This window comes from Anabaena sp. UHCC 0253, from assembly GCF_009712085.1.
Classification (GTDB): domain Bacteria; phylum Cyanobacteriota; class Cyanobacteriia; order Cyanobacteriales; family Nostocaceae; genus Dolichospermum.
The window spans coordinates 311,610-333,050 of the sequence record NZ_VILD01000004.1; the positions used below are offsets into that span (position 1 = coordinate 311,610).

Here is a 21,441-nt window from a genome sequence, read left to right on the forward strand (position 1 = left end):
TTTTTAACCTTGGTTAATTAATTGGATATCTGCGTTAGATAATTCTTCTAGTTCCGCAAGCGATCGCGCTAAAATGTCTTCATCTATATCTTGGGCTAATTTTTGGGTGACAATCACGGCTAAATCAGCTACAGTGGGATAATTAAAAACATCCTGTATCACTAATTCCACACCAATATCATCACGCATTCGAGATATCAACTGTGTCACTAATAGGGAATGCCCACCTAAGCTAAAAAAGTTATTGTAAATACCAACTTTATCTATTCTCAGCACTTCTGCCCAAATATTTGCTAACTGTTCTTCAAGAGAATTACGAGGAGCAATAAAAGATTCTTTTACTTCCGAATTTAGCTGTTCTGGTGCAGGAAGTATCTTTTTATTTACTTTTCCATTACTTGTTAAAGGTAACTTTTCTAAAGGTATAAAAGCCGTAGGTATCATGTATTCTGGCAGTCTTTCTTGCAAGAAACTCCGCAAATTAGAAATAGATAAAGAATAGTCTGGTTTAACAACCAAATAAGCAATTAAACGTTGATCTCCAGCTACATCTTCTCTTACCATTACCACTGCATCTTGAACAGTGGGATGCAAGGAAAGTAAAGATTCAATTTCTCCTAATTCGATGCGGAAACCCCGCAATTTAACTTGATCATCCAAGCGTCCCAAAAATTCTAAATTTCCATCAATTCGGAAACGCACTTGATCACCCGTTTTATATAAACGCGCTCCCGGTTTATTACTAAAAGGATGGGGAATAAACTTTTGGGCTGTTAATTCTGGTTGGTTGAGATAACCCCGCGCTAGTCCCGCACCACCAATATATAATTCACCTATTACTCCTTTTGGGACTGGTTGTAAATATTGGTCTAAAACATAAAGTTGGGTATTAGCAATGGGATAACCAATAGGAATAGAACCTACTAAATAACTATCTTGTTGTGATACTTGATAAATGCAGCAACCAACAACAGTTTCTGTCGGACCATATTCATTAATTAAAATTGTTTTTGGGGCAAACTTTCGCCAAAAATTAATATGTTGTGTGCTTAGATTTTCCCCACCAATAATAAAAGCATTAGTCCGACTTGCTACTTCCTGATTTGATAATTGTTGACTGAGTAATTCTAAATGAGCAGGAGTAATTTTAACTAAGCTTAAATTATTTCTTTGAATGAGAGTTTGCGCTAGATTTTCTATGTTTTGATTTTCTGGTAATAATTCTATTTGACTACCTACCACCAAAGGAGAAAATAAACTGGTAATAGTTAAGTCAAATCCTAAAGAAGAATGTACCAAAGTTCCAGAACCTTGATCAACTTTATATGTCTTTGTACACCAATGCAAATAATTAACTAAACCCGAATGAGAAATTAACGTTCCCTTGGGTTTACCAGTAGAACCAGAAGTATAAATTACATAAGCAAGATTATGACTATTAGTGTTATGAATTGGGTTGTTTTGCGGTTGTTGGTTGATAATATACCAATCATTATCTAAACAAATAGTTGTAATATTATTTGTCTGTAAATCTGCTGCTAAACTGGCTTGAGTTAGCAATAATGGCATTTGTGTATCTGCCAAAATAAACGCTTTTCTTTCTGGGGGATAATTGGGGTCAATGGGTACATAAGCTGCACCAACTTTGAGAATTCCTAAAACAGCAATCACCATTAAAGGAGAACGTTCTATACATATTCCGATCAGGGTTTCTGTCCCTACTCCTAAACTTTGTAAATAATGTGCTAGTTGATTAGCACTGTTATTTAATTCTTGATAGGTGAGTTTTTGATTTTCATAAATAACTGCAATATTATCTGGTGTCTGCTGACATTGAACTGCAAACCAATCATGAATACAATTATATGGTAATTCTGGCGTTTTGGTATGATTAAATTTAATTAAAAGGTGCTGTTTTTCTGATTGTGAAAGAAGATCGAGACGTGAAATATTTAATTGAGGATTTTCAACTACACTCGCTAACAAAGTTGCAAATTGATCAGCAATATTTTCTATATTGGCTTGTGTGAATAAGCTACTATCATAGTGAAATTCAAGTTTGAGCTTTTCATCAATGCTGCAAACACCAGAAAGTTTAATTTCAAAAGGTTCTAAATAAACACAATGCTGATAAAGTGACAGTGATATTTCCCCAAATATATGCTTTTCTGGTGTTTCTATAAACTCAAAACATAAGGAGAAGAATGGTTTTTCAATTTCTTGCTTCTGGTTATTTACAGCAGTTTCCCAATCAAAACTTTCCTGATGATCTGACATTTCGCTAGTAAGTTCTTTAACTAGATTCAATACATCATAAAAGCATTTTTCATCTTCTAGATTACAAGCTAGAGGTAAATATTTAGCAAACAAACCTAAGCTAGATTTTAATTCATCATAATTGCGTCCATCAAAGTAAGTACCAATAATTAAGTCAGAATTACCAGTTAAACGCCATAGGAGAATTAACCAACAACTTAATAGAAATACAGAAGTTGTAGTTTGATATTTATTAGCAACTTCTTTTATCTGAATCACTAATTTCTCATCAATTATTAATTTGATAAGCTGCGGTTGAAATTTCGCTGTTTCATGTGGGTACTTTTCATGAATAAGTTGGCAGTTTCTATTTGTAGAAATATCTATTTTTTGCCAATACTTTCTCCCTAAATTTGTTTCTTCTGCTGCTAATAATTCATTTAGCCATGCTGCAATATCAGCATATTGTAAAGGTTCATCTAAAAAATCATCACCTTTTAAAATGGCAGTATAGCAACTACTGATTTCTGCAACTAAATTATTTAAAGTCTTGATATCGGCACATAAAGACGGTAAACTCAGGAATAAAATATATTGATTATTGTCGGTTTTGACTAATTTTGTAGAAAATAAGTAGCCTGATTCTAAGTCGCAAGGCTGATTTTTTTCTTCAATTAATAATTCGTCTATTACTTGATCTAAATTGTGATTTTCTAGAAATTCATCCTCTGTAAATAAGAAAGCATTGCTACTATTTATTACCTGACTAGGAATTTTAATTCCTTGGGAACGATAAAAGCGAGTACGGAGTATTTCATTTCTATCTACAACTTTTTGCAGGGCTTGTTTAAATACATCAATTTGTAAATTCCCCTCAATAAGAACTGCACCTAAAGCCCGATAAATAGAACTGTCTTGCTGGAATTTCCACAAATGTTGTTGTTGTGGTGAAAGTTGAAAACCTTGAATTTGACTAAGCATTTTTTAACTATCCTTAATATCCAATTTGTGTATAATTTGTCATTTCACCCATAGCTACTAATAATTTTCTTTCACCCATAAAGGGGTTTCTAGCGTGGGCTGCTAAAATATTATCAAGTAGTAAAACATCTCCTTTCTCCCAAGGAAAAGTTACTTCTAATTGTTGATAAACTCCACAAATTTCTTCCATGATTGAATCTTCAATGGGAGTACCATCACCGTAGTAACAGTTTCTGGGTAAATCTTCTGGTTTAAAAGATGCAAATAGTGTTTCTCTAGTTATCGGATCTAAACAAGCAGGATGCCAATGTTGAGCTTGATTAAACCAAGATAATTCTCTGGTTTGAGGATATTTAATTACAGCCGGACGAATAGAAAGAGTCCGCAGACGATTTTCTGATTTCCATTCAAATTTGATCGCATTTTGCGAGAATCTTTTTTCAACTTCTGCCTGATTTTGGGTTTGAAATACTGTTTGCCAATCTAACCCTAATCCATCACCATAATTGCGAACATACATAACTTGTTTCTCAATAAATATATCACGAATTTTCGGATCTATTAATTGAAAAACTTGACGACTATCAACAATTGGTGTTTCTCCTCCCTGCTGTGCTGGTTGCCGACAACCAAACATAATTTTTAAGGGAAATTGATGATTAAAAGAGTTTTCATTATGCCATAACAGTTTTCTATCAGCCGGATAAAATACTGGAGTGTAAACTTTTCCGCTGACTGTTTCGCGGGGATGTTCGCCATTTTCGTGGAAAAGTTCTTGACAAATAGCTAAACCAAATTTCTCAAATGCAGATGGTGTATCAATATTGAAGCCACGAAAGAGAATAGCACCATATTTGAGTAGTTGCTTATGAATAAAATCCTGATTGACAATTAACCAATCTGGTAAGTCAATGTGATCAACTATTGGTTTAATCACTAAAGGTAGACTTTCACTATGATTAAAAGTTTCCGTCGTGATTAATGCTTGTAATTGTGAATTTACAACTCGACGCTGGAGATTTTTTATTTCTAGTTTTTTCATGGTTTATATATTGGTATTAATTAGTGCTAATTTTTCGTTTGACTATTTTAAGTTTTTGCTGAAATTCTTGTTGGTGCTTGACTTTGTTTTGTTTATCTTGTTGTAAATCGGCTGTTTTTAACTCATTTATTAATGTTGCTAATTTTAAATCAGGTTTGCCAACGACTTGATTTAAAATTTCTTGCCAATTATTCATCATTCTGGTAATAGTAGCTTCAGCAAATAAATCTGTACTGTACTCTAAATTAGTAATGATCCCTTGGGTTGTTTCTTTTATTCTCAACAGTAAATCTAGTTGAGTTTGAATACTAGGATTTGCAATAGGATTAATTGTTAATTCTGGAAAATCCAAAGATGAAGAATGAATAGTCTCTAGAACTACTTTTACTTGAAAAAATGGAGAAGTATTGAGGCTACGTTTGGGGTTAAAAGTATTGACAAGTAAATCAAAAGGTAAATCTTGGTGAGAGAAAGCATCTAAAGTAACTGACTTTACCCGTTGTAATAATTCCTGAAAAGTTGGATTTTCAGCTACAGATATTCGTAATACTAATTGATTGACAAAAAAGCCAATTAATCTTTCAGTTTCGGCTCTATTACGATTGGCTACATCAATGCCCACAACAATTTCTTCTTGATGGCTATAATAATGTAATAAAATTTCAAATGCTGCTAACAGCGTCATAAATATGGTACTGCCTAACTGAAGGCTGACCTTTTTAATTTTTTCAGTAAAATCTTGACTAATTACTAAAGTCTTTTTTGCTCCTTGATAAGTAGGTATTTCTGGACGTGGATAGTCAGTTGGTAGTTTTAATTCTGGTAAATTATTAGCTAGTTGTTTTTGCCAATAATTCAAGTGATTTTCTAATACTTTCCCTGTCAAATGCTTTCTTTGCCAAACAGCAAAGTCTGCATACTGAATTGGTAATTCTGGTAGATTTGCAGGTTGCTGATCAGAAAATCCTTGATAAAGTGTAATTAATTCTTTCACAAATATTTCTATTGACCAAGCATCAGTAATAATATGGTGCATAGTCAAAACTAATACAAATTCTTGAGGATTGAGTTGTAAAATTTTCACTCGCAATAAAGGAATTTGAGTTAAATCAAAAGGTTGTTGTGACTCTTGAAAAACTAAGTTTGTGATTTCTTGTTCTTGTGCTGATGCGGGTAGTTCTTGAATATCGAAAACTACTAATTTTAGCGGTAAATGAGGGTAAATAACTTGCTGAGGTTCACCTTTGACAGCAATAAAGCTAGTTCGTAATATTTCATGACGTGAAATTATTTCTTGAAAACTTTTTTCTAGGTAGGTTACATTTAACGCTCCTTGTAACCGGATAGCTAACAGAATGTTATAACTAGAATTTCCTGGTTGTATTTGTTCTACAAACCACAGTCTTTGTTGAGCAAAGGATAAAGGGAAATACTGAGGTTTAATAGCTTGGTTTTCCAATATTTGGGCTAATATTTCGCGTTTTTCTGCTGGATTAAGTTGGGATATTTCATTAAAGGTTGTGTTCATAACTGCACATAATTTAAGGTTGCTAATTGTTTGAGAAGTAAATCAATTTCTGCATCTGTAAATTTATCAATGGCTACAGAAATATCAGGGGCATTTTCTCTATTTATTTTGGTAATTGTGTCAATTTTCAGGTTAGATATTTGAGATTTGATGCTTTCAATTTCCGCAGCTTGTTCAGCAATGGTAGAACTAGCAAATATTTGTTGTAAGGGAATTTCAATTTGTAATTTTTGGCGCAGGTGGGCAATAAGTTGAGTAGCTAATAGTGAATGTCCACCTAATTCAAAAAAGTTATCATGAATGCCAATTTGATTAATACCTAAAATCTGTTGCCAGATATTAGTGATAATCTGTTCAATTTCAGTTTGAGGCTGAATATAGGCATTAAGTAAGTTTGGTCTAGAGTATTTTCCTAGAGAATTATTTTCTTGAGTTGATTGAGATTTAATATTTTGCAGTTCTAACCATTTATAAATGCGTAGATTTAAGTCGGTGGTAGAAACTAAAATTTGGGGAATATGATTGAGTTTGAAAATTGTATCAAAAGCCTCTTGTCCCTCTGTGGTGGTGATACTATTAGTTGTTTCTGTAGTGGGTGAAAATTGCCAACCATCCCAGTTAATACTACTCCAAGTAACGTTACTAATTTGGTTTTGTTGGTGGACAAAGGCATCTATAAATATATTAGCTGCTGAGTAGGCTGCAAAGTTTAACCCTCCTAAGATAGCAGCTAGAGATGAGGTGAAGATACAAAAATCTAGTTGGTGATTTTGGAAAAGTTTTGTTAATACATAAGTGCCATTTACTTTAGCTTGAAAATGTTTTTGGCATTGGTTAATAGTTGTTGCTTGTATTGGTTGAAAAATGGATTTTTGTAAATCTCCTGCACAATGAATAACACCATTAATTTTTCCAAAATGTTGAGTAGCTTGTGCGATCGCCTGCCGCATTTGCCCTTCATCAGCCACATCAGCACTAATCACCAAAACTTCAGCACCAAGTTTCTCTAATGCTTGTAATTGCCGAATTTTGCAGCTAATACTATCTTCTTGATCATGGTTGTCTAACCATTGTAACCATAAATTTTTGTCTGGTAAACCAGAACGACTGATTAAAATTAGTTTGGCTTTTACTGTCTTCGCTAAATATTCTGCTACAACTAAACCAACTCCACCCAGTCCACCAGTAATTAAATAAATACCTTCTTGTCTTAATGGACTGATTTTATTTTCAGCTTCAGCTATATTCACAGATTCAAAGGTTTTTACCCAGCGATGATGACCACGATAAGCAACTATTAAATCTGTGCTATTACTTGTTATTTCTGCTAGTAATTTATCTATTATTCTAGCATCAATTTGATTATCTGAATCACTAATTAATATATCAATATTTTGACAACTAATATTAATATATTCCTGGGGAATTACTTGAGAGGCAGCTAAAATTGTGGATTTCTCAGGAGCTAATTTTTCATTCCCTGTAACATCATGTAAATTGTTGGTAACAGTGATGAGTTTCAGAGGCTGATTAATAAGCTGTTTATCAAGAGCTTGAGTTAGGAACAACAGACTATAAAAACCTAACTCTTGACATCTGTTAAAAAACTCACTACCTTTTTTCAGGTTAGCATTGGGTGTAATACTCCAACAATGGAAAATACAATCGGGAATTAAATTCTGATATCGAAGATCAACAATTAACGCATGATAATCTTCTGGATTTTGGGGATTAATTGTATAAGCGTTTGTACCGATTTTGGCAAACTGCTCACCTACCAATACACTAATAGGATTTTGATTTTCTAACTCTAGCTGCTTGACTATTGCTGAACCTATTTGACAATCATCAGCAAATACTAAATAACAGGAATTCTTTGTACCCAATTGAGAAATTATAACTGGTAAAGACTGTTTCCAAGTGGGAGTATAAAACCATTTAGAAATATCTAATTTTTCCTCATTATTAACTGGAATTCCAGTCTGTTTATTGAGTGAAATTAAATAGGGTTTGCGTTCAAAAGGATAGGTAGGTAAAGGAATATGAAAACGTTGTTCTTGTCCATAAAAACCAGACCAATTAATTTTAACTCCTAATAGCCAAAGTCTACCTAAAGTAGTGAGAATAAAAGCAACATCTGACTGTGTTTCTTGAGGATGACTGACGGAAGTTAAAGTAACTATTTCCTGGTTTTGATGTTGCTTTACCAAACTACTCAAAGTTCTTCCTGGTCCAACCTCCAATAAAATTCTTTGTGGTTGTTTAATTAACTCAATTATGCCTTCATTAAATAAGACAGTTTGCCGTAAATGTTTAGCCCAATAATGAGGATCTGTGACTTGTTCTGTAGTAATCCATGTGCCAGTAACATTAGAAATAAAAGGAATTTGGGGAGGATTAAAAGTAACTTTTGCTAACAGTTCAATAAATGGATTAATGATAGCTTCCATCATCGAAGAATGGAACGCATGGGAAGTATGCAATAGTCGGCAATTTATTCCTCGTGCTTGTAACTTTGCTTGTAACTCTGCAATTGCTGAATTTGTACCCGCTACTACACAGGCAGAAGGAGCGTTATTCACAGCTAGAGAAAGTCCATCTCCTAATAAATTTTTTACATTGGAAGCTGGTATTGCTACGGAAAGCATCGCCCCTTTCGGTAACTGCTGCATGAGTTTTCCTCGATGTGCTACCAGCATCAAAGCATCGGATAAGGAGAAAACGTCAGCGAGGGTAGCTGCAACGTATTCACCAATACTGTTACCTATCATGGCTTCTGGATGCACGCCCCAACTCATCCATAGTTGCGCTAAGGCGTATTCAATGACAAATAATGCTGGCTGAGTTAAAGCTGTTTCATTTAACCGTGATACTACTTTGCTATCTGTTAGATAAATAACTTCACGTATATCTAAGCCTAAATGGGGTTTTAGCAATTCAGCACATCGGTTAATATGGTTAGCAAATACGGATTCTGTTTGATAAAGTTCCGCGGCCATGTTGACATACTGCGCTCCCTGACCGGGAAACATGAACACTACCGAAGGCTTACAGGACTTTTGATGATGGGTTAATACCCCTTTTTTTGATGTTAATAACTGGACTGCTTGCTCAGAATTTTGGCAAACTAACAGCCGCCGATAGTCAAATATTTTACGTCCTATCTGTAGTGTATAAGCAACATCATTTAGATTTAAATGTGGGTTTTGTTGTAAATGAATTGCTAAATTTGCGGTAGCTGTTTCTAAGGCTGTGGGGGTTTTAGCTGAAAGTATCAAAAGTTGCCAGTTGCGAGCAGATGTAACGGTTTCTACGGGGGGAGCTTCTTCTAAAATTACATGGGCATTAGTGCCACCAATACCAAAGGAACTGACACCGGCGCGACGGGGAATACCGTTAACTTCCCAGTCTTTGAGAACAGTATTGACATAAAAAGGACTATTGTTAAAGTCAATGTGCGGATTTGGTTTTTCAAAGTGCAGACTAGGCGGTATTTGTTTGTGCTTGAGAGCTAAAACAGTTTTGATTAAACCTGCTATTCCTGCGGCTGCGTCTAAATGTCCAATATTGGTTTTGACGGAAGCTACAGCACAAAATTCTTTTTTCTCTGTACTTGCTGGAAAAGCTTGAGTTAAGGCTGCTATTTCAATAGGATCACCTAAAGATGTACCTGTACCGTGTGCTTCTATATAAGTAATTGTTTCCGGTTCTACTTCCGCGACTATTTGGGCGGTTCTAATTACTTTTGCTTGTCCTTCAATTCGCGGTGCAGTGTAACTGACTTTGTTCGCACCATCATTATTAATGGCAGAACCTTTAATAATGGCATGAATAGTATCTTTGTCATTTAAAGCATCTTCCAATCTTTTTAAAACAACAATACCTACACCTTCACCTCCTACAGTTCCCTGGGCTTTAGCATCAAAAGCCCGACAATATCCATCGGGAGAATTAACGCCACCTTCTTTATATAAATAACCTTGTTTACGTTTAGCATTAATAGCAACTCCACCAGCTAAAGCTAAATCACATTCTCCAGATAGTAAACTTTGACAAGCTAAATGAACAGCAACTAATGAGGTGGAACAAGCTGTTTGAATTGTATAACTAGGTCCAGTTAAATTTAATTTATAGGAAACTTTTGTAGTTAAATAATCTTTGTCACTACCGATGGTTATTTGTTGAGAATTTACAGAATTAAGTATTTCGGGATGGGAATAAATATGAAGTAAATACCCATTTAAGTTACTACCAGCATAAACTCCTATTAAACCGGAATAATTCTCAGAACTGTAACCAGAATTTTCTAAGGCTTCCCAAGCACATTCTAAAAAAACGCGATGTTGAATATCAGTAACTTCTGCTTCTTTGGGGTTAAAGCCAAAGAATTCAGCATCAAAGAATTCAGCATCAGCTAATATCCCACCGACTTTTACATAATTGGGATTATTCAATAATTTAGCATCTACACCAGCAGCTAATAATTCTTCTTTGGTGAAAGAGGAAATTGAACAACTGCCATTTTTTAAATTCTGCCAAAATTCATCAACATTTTTAGCTCCGGGAAAACGTCCGCTCATACCAATAATGGCTATTTCTGAACCATGAAAGTTGTAATTTTCTACTGAGTCTGTCATTATGTTACCTCTAAATATCCTTAAATATTGCGAATCTTTTGCATTTTTTGACGACGTTCTTTTTGTTTATTTTTAGTAACTTGATGGTTGTCTATGGTTTTTTGCTCATCGTTAAATATTTGGTTATCAGTATGGTCGCTAGTTATAAATTCTGCTAAATCACTAATGGTTGGATATTTAAACATATCCATTACTGTTAAAGTGTGAGGACAGATTTCTTTTAATTGATTATGTACCTGAATTAACAGTAGGGAATGTCCACCAATTTCAAAAAAGTTATCATAAATACTCACTGCTTCTAAACCCAAAATTTGAGTCCAAATTGTTGCAATTGTTTTTTCAATAGAAGTGCGAGGCGAGGTAAATTTATCTGCTCTTTTGTTAACAGTTTGTTCGGGAGCAGGTAGTACCTGACGATCTATTTTTCCACTAGGATTTAAAGGAAAAGCTGGTAAGGTAACAAAGAATTGCGGAACCATATACTCTGGTAATTTGCTTTGGGCAAAACTCCGCAGTTGTGAAATGAATTCTAATTCCTGCTTTTGCTGTAATGGTTTATTGGCATAAACACCCCAAGATTGAGGATTAACAGGGGTATTTAAAACTATTACCTGATTGTTTTGTCCTGAATTATATGCGGGAATTTGTTGGCAAAAAACTACATTGTAATAACCATCATTACTGTTTTCTGTCCAACTAATTTTGACTTTATAAGCAAGTGCATCAGCCATGACGCAAAAATCTTGAGGATCAATACCAGATTCTGAGGGAATTTGCGTCAAACTTGCTCGTAACTGTTCAACTGTAATAGCTTCATCAGCCGTTGCAAGTAACTCCAAGGTTTTAATTTCAGCAGCTACACGAGCGTTAGGAATGTTGGCAATTTTTAGGGTATTAGGTTGATTAATCAGTAAAGTTTGTTGAATACTTTCTACTGTCAATGCTTGCTGCTGCCAATTTAACCAGGACTGGTTCTCTGTGTTCTCAACCTGATAACCGAGACGAAGAATTACATCATACTTAAACTTTGTCAGTTCGTTATGATAACTACCTCCTTTCAATTCCATCTGCACTTCACCAATTTGCGGCAGATATTGTTGTAGAGTTGTGAAGAAATTAGGAGTAATAACTAGCTCATTTTCTGCTTTTAAAGAATCTTGTATTCGTTTTCTCAACTCACTTACAGTCAGGTCGGCTTCAGCTTGATTTAGTTGTAATCCTGTATGAAAAGCTTCTAAAAGTGGTAAGCTTCTCACACCACCAAGAAAAATACAACCACTAGGTTTCAGGATTTTGACTGCACGTTCTAGAACACTGACTAAATAATCAATGCTGGGGAAATTTTGAATGATTTCATTGAGAATGATTACATCAACAGATTCTGCTTCTATCCCCTCTAATCGGTCTGCTATTCCCTGTATAAGAGTGACTTTAGGTAATAGTTCTGGTTGGCGTTTTGCTAATAGTTGCTGTAAATATTGTAGAGCCGTTTGGGAAATATCTACACCACAGTAATGCTCACAATGAGGCGCAACTCTGGACAAGATTAAACCTGTACCACAACCAATTTCTAGGACGCGTTGAGGTTGAAGTGCGAGAATACGTTCCACTGTATTTTCAACACATTCAATAATTTCTGCTTCTGGTATTGTTTGATTTGTATAACGGCTTGTCCAAACTCTTAAGTTGATTGAAGAGTCTTGTTCGGAAAATTGCCAACTGTAGAATTGGTCATAAAGTAATTGTAAATCTGAGACATACTCAGTTTCAAAATTATCGCTCTTGGAAGTTTGGGGGACTAGGTAAGCGACTAATTGCTTATCATTGGCTATATCTTCTCGTGTAACTACAACTGTATCTTGTACTGATGGATGTTGTTTTAAAACTGACTCGATTTCTCCTAACTCAATGCGAAAACCACGAATTTTGACTTGGTAATCACTGCGACCAATAAATTCTATATTCCCATCTGGTAAATAGCGAGCGATGTCACCAGTTTTATATAAGCGAGTTGATTTTGATTGGTCAAAAGGATTGGAGATAAATTTTTCGCTGGTGAGTTCAGGACGATTTAAGTAGCCTTTTGTTAAACCAATACCACCAATATAAATTTCACCAGGAATTCCGATTGGTACAGGTTGCAAATGCTGATTAAGTAGATAAATTTGGGTATTATTTACAGGTTTACCAATGGGTGTGTATCGCTGATATTCCTGCTGGCTTGGTACAGAATACAGTGTAGTACAGATAGTAGCTTCTGTGGGACCATAGCCGTTGATAATGTGTAATCCAGGAATGCGATCGCTAATTGTTATTAAAGTTTGCTCTAGTATCGGTTCTACCCCTACCAATAACCTTGTTAATTCCAATTTTTCTGATTGTTCTTCTAGCCAATTTGCTAAAACAGGCAGCATAAATGGTGGAATATAAGCACTGGTAATTTTATAAGTATGCAGCCAGTGAATAAAAGCTTGACTATCGGCACGAATTTCTTCCGGTACTATATGCAGAGTTGCCCCAAATAAAAGGGCTGAAAAAATTTCATAAACTGAAACATCAAAACTTAAACTCGTCCATAAACTACAAGCATCTTTAACTGTTAGAGATTGTCTATTTTCAAAGTCTGCTAGTAGGTTAAGAACACCCAGATGGTGACAACAAACTCCTTTGGGTTCTCCTGTTGAACCAGAAGTATAAATCACATAAGCTAAGGATGAATCATGAACAATATATTGACAATTATAAGAATCTATAGTTTCCCAATCTTTATCCAAACAAACAACTTTAGCCTTGTGTTTTGGTAGTTGAGTAACTAAAGATTCTTGAGTTAATAAAATAGGAACTTGTGCATCTTGAAGCATTAACCCCAAACGCTCAACAGGGTAAATAGGATCAAGTGGGACATAAGTTCCCCCAGCTTTTAAAATCCCCAGAATACCAATGATCATTTCTAGGGATCTGTGCATACAAATTCCCACTAAAGTCTCAGCAGTTACTCCTAAGTTTTGTAAATAATTAGCTAGTTGGTTGGCTTTGTGGTTGAGTTTTCTATAAGTCAGTGATTCACCTGCAAAAATAACTGCAATGGCATCTGGTGTTTTTTCTACTTGTGCTTCAAATTTATCATGTAAACTACATGATTCTATCAAGTTATTCTGTGTGTTATTCCACTCAAATAATTTATCTTTTTCCGCCTCACTTAACAACGGTAACTCTGATAACTTGGCTTGGGGATTAGCAACTATACCATAAAGTAAAGTATGGAAATGCTCTACCATCCGAGCAATTGTGCCTGATGCAAACAACTCTGTACTGTACTCGATGCTTCCTGTTAATCCTTGCTCGCCTATACTTATATCTAAGCTTAAATCAAACTGGGATGTACCCTTTTTAACCTTGATGGAAGTGAGGACTAAATCCCCTAATTGCATAATTGGTATTGGGAGATTGTGCAGCGCAAACCATACTTGGAAAAATGGGTTATTGCTTAAATTTCGTTCTGGTTGCAGTTCTTCTACTAATTTCTCGAAGGGTAAATCTTGATGGGAATAAGCACCTAAAGTAATGTCTCGAACCTGATTCAGCAATTCCTCAAAGCTAGGATTACCATTGATTTGAGTCCGCAAGGCCAAAGTGTTGACAAATAAGCCAATAATCCCTTCACTTTCAGCCCAATTACGGTTAGCGATCGCCGAACCAACTACAATATCCTCATGACCTGTATAGCGATAAAGTAAGGTATTAAAAGCAGCCAACAAGGTCATAAACATTGTCACCCCTGCTTTTTTACTCAAACCTTCCAAAGCGTTAGTTAAATCTTGAGGTATCTGCCAAGAGTAAGTATCTCCTTGATATGTTTGCAGTGCTGAACGAGGTTTATCAGTTGGTAATTGTAATGGCGAAATATCAGCCAGTTGTTGTTGCCAATAAGCTAATTGCTGTTCTAAAACTTCTCCTTGCAACCATTCTTGTTGCCACACACTATAGTCAGCATACTGAAGTGGTAATTCTGGTAATGGAGAAAGTTGACCTGCGGAATAGTTGGTGTAAATTGCCGCTAATTCTCTTAATAATATCCCGATAGACCAACCATCAAAAACCGTATGATGGACAGTTAATAATAGTATATGTTCCTGCTCATGAAGTCGCAGAAGTTTTACCCGCATTAAGGGATATTCTGACAAGATAAATGGAGTTTGGGCTTCTTCTGTCGCTATTTTTAATGCCTGAGTTTCTCGCTCTGATTCGGGTAAATATTCTAAATTGACTATTGGTATGGTGAAGGTGATTTCAGGAGCGATCGCTTGTACAGGTTCTTCATCCACTGTTATTAACGCAGTCCTTAAAGCTTCATGGCGTTTTATAATTGCTTGAAAACTTTGCTCTAGTACAGATACATTTAAGTTACCCTGCAATCGCACAGCAAAAGGCAAGTTATAAAAAGGACTTCCCGGTTCTAACTGATCTAAGAACCATAACCGCTTTTGTCCAAAAGATGCCGGAAAAACGTACACTTCTATTTCTGTAGTGTCTATAAAATTTTGGTCTTGGCAAGTTTTTAGTGTCATGGTAATTTAAATATTCCTTTATTTAGACTGCGAGTTATTAGAACCTGACCGAAGAGAGGATAACTTGATGCAACGTGTTTCTCTGGCTATCCGTTGGGGTGTCATAATTGGCTTTTGAGCTTGTTGCTCTTGGGCTTTCAAAATCTCCTGAGAAAATGAATCAATGGTTGGTAACTCAAAGAAACGACGTAGAGATAGTTCAACTTGGAAGGTTTGGCGAATTTTGGAAATTACCTGAGTTGCCAGCAGAGAATGTCCACCCAATTCAAAAAAATTGTCGTCAATACTAATCTGCTGTAAACCGAGAACTTCAGCCCAAATTTTAGCTACTTGTTCTTCAACTGGATTTCTTGGTAATACCTGTTGTTGATTTGCTTCAAAACCTATTTCTGGTGCAGGTAAAGCTTGACGGTCTACTTTTCCATTGGGGCTTAAAGGCAGTTTATCTAATACGACAAACGCCGTTGGTAGCATATAACTGGGTAGTTTATCTTGTAAAAAACTGCGAAGTTCAATAGTATTAATTTCTTGCTGTGATTTGCTCACTATATAAGCTACCAAATGTTGATTACCGGGTTTATCCTCCCGTACTATCACCAGATTCACTTGTACATCTGGATGCTGATTTAAGGTTGATTCAATTTCACCTAATTCGATACGGAAACCCCGAATTTTCACTTGGTAGTCAATACGGTCTAGATATTCAATAATACCATTAGGTAAATAACGGGCTAAATCACCTGTTTTGTATAAAAACTTTCCTGATTCAAATGGACTAGAAATAAATTTTTCTTGAGTGAGTTCAGGTTTATTCCAATAACCACGAGCCAATCCCACGCCACCAATATGTAACTCACCAATTACGCCAATAGGAACAGGTTGTAAATGTTTATCTAAGATATATATCTGTGTATTGGCAATTGGACGACCAATAGGAACTATCTTCTCATTGCTATTGGCTTGACAAGTCCAATAAGTTACATCAATTGAAGCTTCTGTTGGACCATAAAGGTTATGTAACTCGGCATTTAATCGGTTAAAAAAGCGGTTTTTAGTGTTAAGAGATAATGCCTCGCCACTACAAATTATGCGTTTGATATTACCACATTTTTCTAGTTCTGTTTCTTCTAGAAAGACTTGCAACATTGAGGGGACAAAGTGAAGTGTAGTAATTTTTTCTTGAGCAATCAGTTGAACTAAATATCTACTATCTTGATGTCCACCTGGTTTAGCTATAACTAAACTCGCACCTGTTAACAAAGTCCAGAAAAATTCCCAGACTGAAACATCAAAGCTAAAAGGTGTTTTCTGTAAAACATGATCGCTGGCTGTTAGTTGATATGTATCTTGCATCCAGAGTAAACGGTTACACAAGCCTTTGTGAGTGTTCATTGCACCTTTGGGTTTACCTGTAGAACCGGAGGTGTAAATCACATAAACTAAGTTTTCAGATGTAGCATTGCTAATTGGGTTAGCTATGCTTTGGGTGAGGAATAAATTTTCATCTTGGTCTAGATATACCGTTTGGGCGCTATGTGCGGGTAATGTTTCTAATAGATGTTTTTGGGTTAACAGCACTGAAACTTGGGCATCTGCCAACATATAGCTTAACCGTTCTTTGGGATAGGCTGGATCTAGGGGGACATAAGCACCGCCAGCTTTGAGAATTGCTAAAAGTCCAATTACCATTTCGAGCGATCGCTCTACACAAATCCCCACTAATACCTCTGGTTCTACTCCCAGTTTTTGTAGGTAGTGTGCAAGTTGATTTGCTCTATTGTTTAGTTCTCGATAAGTTAATTGCTGATTCTCAAATACCACAGCCACCGCATCAGGCGTTTTCTCCACCTGCGCCTCAAATAATTGATGTAAACACAATTTTGGTTGTAGCTTGATTTCACCCTCGCCCCACTCTAACAACTGTTGTTTTTCAGTAGTGGTTAATAAAGGTAACTCCCCAATTTGCTGCTGAGGATTAGCAACTATTCCTGTGAGTAAAACTTCAAAATTTGCAGCCAACCTCGAAATAGTTAATTCATCAAATAAATCTGTATTGTATTCAAATTTAGTAATTAATTCCTGCTCTACATCTTCTATAACTAAAGTCAGGTCAAACTTCGCTGTTGTACTATTACTTTCTAAAGGCTCTACCCTTAATCCAGGTAACTCTAATTGCCTTATTGGTGCATTTTTCAGCACAAACATTACCTGGAACAAAGGATTATGGCTTAAATTACGTTCTGGTTGTATTTCTTCTACTAATTTCTCAAATGGTAAATCTTGATGAGCATAAGCCCCTAATGATACTTCCCGCACTTGTTTGAGTAAATCATGAAAAGTAGGATTACCAGATAAGTTACTCCGCAATACTAAAGTATTAACAAAGAAGCCAATTAAATTTTCAATTTCTGCTCTGTTTCGGTTAGCAATAGGCGAACCAACTAATATATCAGTCTCACTTGTGTAGCGATATAGTAAAGTTTTAAACCCTGCTAACAGGGTGATAAATAAAGTGACACCTTCTTGCTTTGACAGATTTTTTAATCCTGCACTTAAACTTGCTGGCAGGACAAATGATAGAGTTTTTCCAGCATAAGTTTGAACTGAGGGACGAGGACGATCAGTAGGTAATTGCAATATCGGGAGTTCACCAGATAATTGCTGTTGCCAGTAAGCAAGTTGATTTTTTAATCCTTCTCCTTCTAACCATTGTCTTTGCCAAACTGCAAAGTCAGCATATTGTATAGGTAATTGTGGCAAAGGAGAAGGTTTACCAGCACAGAAAGCTGTATACAGTGCGGCTACTTCTTTAATTAAGATATCTGTTGACCAACCATCAGAAATAATATGATGTAGAGTCAATAAAATTACATAATCTTCTACATCCAATTGCAGCAGTTTCGCTCTTAATAATGGTGCTTGGGTGAGATCAAATCCGGTTTGTGCTTCTTCATTAGCGAGTCGGTATAGTTCCGCCTCTCGCTGTTTTTGGGGAATATTTTGTAAATCTACTATTGGTAATTTTAAGTTTACTGAGGGAGAAATAACTTGGATTGGTTGCCCATCAGATATTGTAAAACTTGTCCGCAAAATTTCATGTCGTCTCATAATTTCGTTGAGACTAGATGAAAGTGCATTGATATTCAGTTTCCCTTGTAAACGAACTGATCTAGGTAGATTATAAGATGGGCTACCTGGTTCAAATTGGTCAAGAAACCACAATCTTTGTTGAGCAAAAGATAGAGGTGAATTTTGATTTCTAGAAACGGAGGTAATAGTTTTAATTTCCTGTTGTTCACCCCGCATTGCTATTTCAATTTGCGCTGCTAATGCTGCTAAATTTGCAGATTCAAACAGTTGTGGTAAGGGAATTTCTATATTAAAAGTGGTACGAATGCGAGAAATTACCTGAGTAGCTAGTAAGGAATGTCCACCCAACTCAAAGAAATTATCATTAATACTTACCTGTGGTACTCTTAACAATTGTCCCCAAATACCTGCTAATACTTCTTCTACAGGAGTACGAGGAGCAATAAAGGTAGTTTCTCTGCTGACTACTTCTTCTGGTGCAGGGAAAGCATTACGGTCTAATTTACCGTTAGCGGTGAGAGGTAATGATTTAAGCATGACAAAGAATGCAGGTATCATGTATTCCGGTAACTTTGCTTTTAAGAAGTCGCGGAATTCATGATTCGATACTGCATGAGATGTAGGAATTATATAAGCAATAAGACGCTTTTCTGTTGATGTTTCTTCCCTAGCAATAACTACATTTTCCTTAACTGCTGGGTGTTGACTTAAAGCTGTGGAAATTTCCCCTAATTCAATGCGATAACCTCTAATTTTCACCTGATCATCAAAACGACCAAGGAATTCTAAATTACCATTGGATAGATAACGGACGCGATCGCCTGTTTTATATAATCTTTGTTTACCATCACTGAAAGGATGATTAATAAACTTTTCATTAGTTAATTCAGGACTATTGAAATAACCTCTGGCTAAAGATTCACCAGCAATATACAGTTCTCCCACTACTCCTAAAGGAACTGGTTTGAGGTGTTTATCTAATACATAAACTTGGGTATTAGCCAGGGGTTTACCGATAGGAACTGTTGCCGCTTCTTGATTTTTTCCACTAACTAAATAGGTGAGTACACCAACTGTAGTTTCTGTGGGACCATAGTGATTAATAATTCGACAATGGGGCGCATTTTTTTCTATTTTCTCAATCAAATTCCAATCAGCAGCTTCACCACCAAGAATTAGTAACTGACGGGGTACAATTTCCCAACACTGGGAACTTAACAAAGCTGATAAATGAGAAGGAACTATTTTCAAGCAGTCAATAGGATGACGGCGGAAATAATCAGCTAATGCAGCCGGATCTGATGCCCGTTCCCAAGATATAATATGCAAACTGCCACCACTACACAAGCAAGGGAAAATGACGGTATTACCTAAATCTGCGGCAAAGGTAGAAACGCTTGCATAACTGGCATTAGTAGGAAGTTTTAGCTTTGGCAATATTCCATATAGGTAATTAAGTAATTGTTGATGTTCAACTGCAACACCTTTAGGTTTACCTGTTGAACCGGAAGTATAAATGATATAAACTAGGTTTCTTGGGTGGACATTGTTAATAGGATTATCTGTACTTTCTTGAGAAATAATTTTCCAATCATTCTCTAAATTTACTTCTAGAATATTTAGAAACTGTTCTCTATTTTCTATTTCCTGTTCCCTAATCAAAACTGATACTTTAGCATTTTTTAAGCGAAATTGTAAGGCTTCTGGGGGAAGATTAGGATCTAATGGCAGGTAAGCACCACCAGCTTTAATAACAGCTAATAAGGAAATAATAAATTTGGGACTTCTCTCTACACAAATTCCTACTATTACTTCTGGTTTTACTCCCAATTTCTGTAAATAATGCGCTAATTGATTAGCTTTACAGTTTAATTCTTGATATGTGATTTCTTCATTTTCAAATACCACAGCAATTTGATCAGGTGTTTTTCCTACCTGTTCTGCAAATAATTCATGAATACATTTATCACGTTGATAATCAGCCTTTGTTTGGTTAAATTCAATTAATAATTGTTGGCGTTCACTGGCGCTGAGTATTCCTAATTGACTGATAGGGATATCAGAATTATTAATAATATTTATCAATAATGTTTGAAAACTTTTCGCTAATCTTTGAATTGTTAATTGAGAAAAACAATTAATATCATAGTAAAACTCTGCCATTAAACTATGATTTTGTTGTGTACAAGATAGTTTAACTTTGAAAGGTTCAATAACGCTGTATATCTCCTGTAAGGTGAATTTAACTTCTGTATCATGAGAGTTTTGAACAGAAATATTATTAAATTCAAAACCGATAGGAAACGCTATCAAACCATCATTTTCCACCGCTTCAGGTACAAAATAATCTTGCCATTCAGTAGCATTTTCTAATGTTTTTTTTACTGCTGCTAATACTTCTATAAAGTTTAAATTGGGGGTAAATTTAGTTTTAATTGGTAGCCAAGTTGCTAATAAGCCAAGTACATCATTAAGTTCTTCATATTCACGGCGACTAGCTGCTGTACCAATAACAATTTCTGATTCTCCTGTAAGTCGCCAAATCAATATTTGCCAACAAGCTAGTAATATAATATCAGGCGTTATATCATACTTTTTGGCAAATTCATCAATTTGAGTAAATAATTCCTGACTAATAACTAATTGATAACGCTCAGTAACAAATTGCTCATTGTTTATTTGTCGTTCATGAGGTAATTTTAATGCTGATAAAGAGTTAATTCTTTGTTGTTGCCAATATGCTCTTCCTTCTTCTGCATCTTCATCTGTAAGTAATTGATTCTGCCATTCAGAAAATTGGACATACTGCACAGAATTTACAGTAAATTCTTTACCTTGATAAAATTGTTCATAACCTTGACTAATTTGATTAACCAAGTTTTTGATTGTTCTATTATCTGCACATAAAGCAGGTAGAGAAATAATTAAAATGTGCTGATTTTCTGATTGTTTTATTAAACATAACCGCAGTGGTAAATCTTGAGATATATTTTGATATTCCTGTCTTGCTTGCCAAAATAATTCTTGAATTTTCTCAGAAATATCTTCCTGAGATAAATCACGGAAATCGAAATATTCCCCATTAAATGAACTCTGATCGACAAATACCATAACTGGGGTTTTCACTCCAGGTAAGGAATAAAAATTTGTTCTTAAAATGTCATGATGATTGACAAGTTGATGAATAGTATTTTCCAGTATTTCTGGTTGGAGATTACCGTCAATTAAAATACTACATTGAGAACAGAACGCAGAACTGTTTTGCTGTAAATGCCACAGTCTTTTTTGTTGAGGAGCAAGTTGAAAGCCACTAATTACTTGAGTTTGCATAGTTTTGAA

The 21,441-nt window shown here is 35.4% G+C and carries 6 protein-coding genes; all 6 read right to left on the bottom strand.

The window, feature by feature from the left end:
• Positions 1 to 3: 3 nt before the first annotated feature.
• Genes FJR38_RS13245 through FJR38_RS13270 form a run of 6 tightly spaced genes read right to left on the bottom strand, consistent with a single transcriptional unit; the run spans position 4 to position 21,432 of the window.
• Positions 4 to 3,237, bottom strand: a complete 3,234-nt coding sequence (locus tag FJR38_RS13245) for a non-ribosomal peptide synthetase (protein WP_168498223.1) — start codon at positions 3,235 to 3,237, stop codon at positions 4 to 6.
• Positions 3,238 to 3,250: 13 nt separating this feature from the next.
• Entirely contained in the window at positions 3,251 to 4,279 is a 1,029-nt protein-coding gene (locus FJR38_RS13250; RefSeq protein WP_168498221.1) for a TauD/TfdA family dioxygenase, read from the bottom strand.
• Between the two features lie 16 nt (positions 4,280 to 4,295).
• Positions 4,296 to 5,807 (bottom strand): condensation domain-containing protein, encoded by a 1,512-nt coding sequence (locus FJR38_RS13255; protein ID WP_168537505.1) that lies wholly within the window; start codon positions 5,805 to 5,807, stop codon positions 4,296 to 4,298.
• The gene (locus FJR38_RS13260; RefSeq protein WP_168537507.1) at positions 5,804 to 10,444 is read right to left on the bottom strand and encodes a type I polyketide synthase; all 4,641 of its coding nucleotides are present in this window, start codon (positions 10,442 to 10,444) and stop codon (positions 5,804 to 5,806) included. The genes FJR38_RS13255 and FJR38_RS13260 overlap by 4 nt, the downstream gene beginning before the upstream one ends.
• 20 nt (positions 10,445 to 10,464) lie before the next feature.
• Positions 10,465 to 15,012, bottom strand: coding sequence for a non-ribosomal peptide synthetase (locus tag FJR38_RS13265; RefSeq protein ID WP_168537509.1), 4,548 nt, complete (start codon positions 15,010 to 15,012; stop codon positions 10,465 to 10,467).
• Positions 15,013 to 15,030: 18 nt separating this feature from the next.
• The gene (locus FJR38_RS13270; protein WP_168537511.1) at positions 15,031 to 21,432 is read right to left on the bottom strand and encodes a non-ribosomal peptide synthetase; all 6,402 of its coding nucleotides are present in this window, start codon (positions 21,430 to 21,432) and stop codon (positions 15,031 to 15,033) included.
• Positions 21,433 to 21,441: the final 9 nt, after the last annotated feature.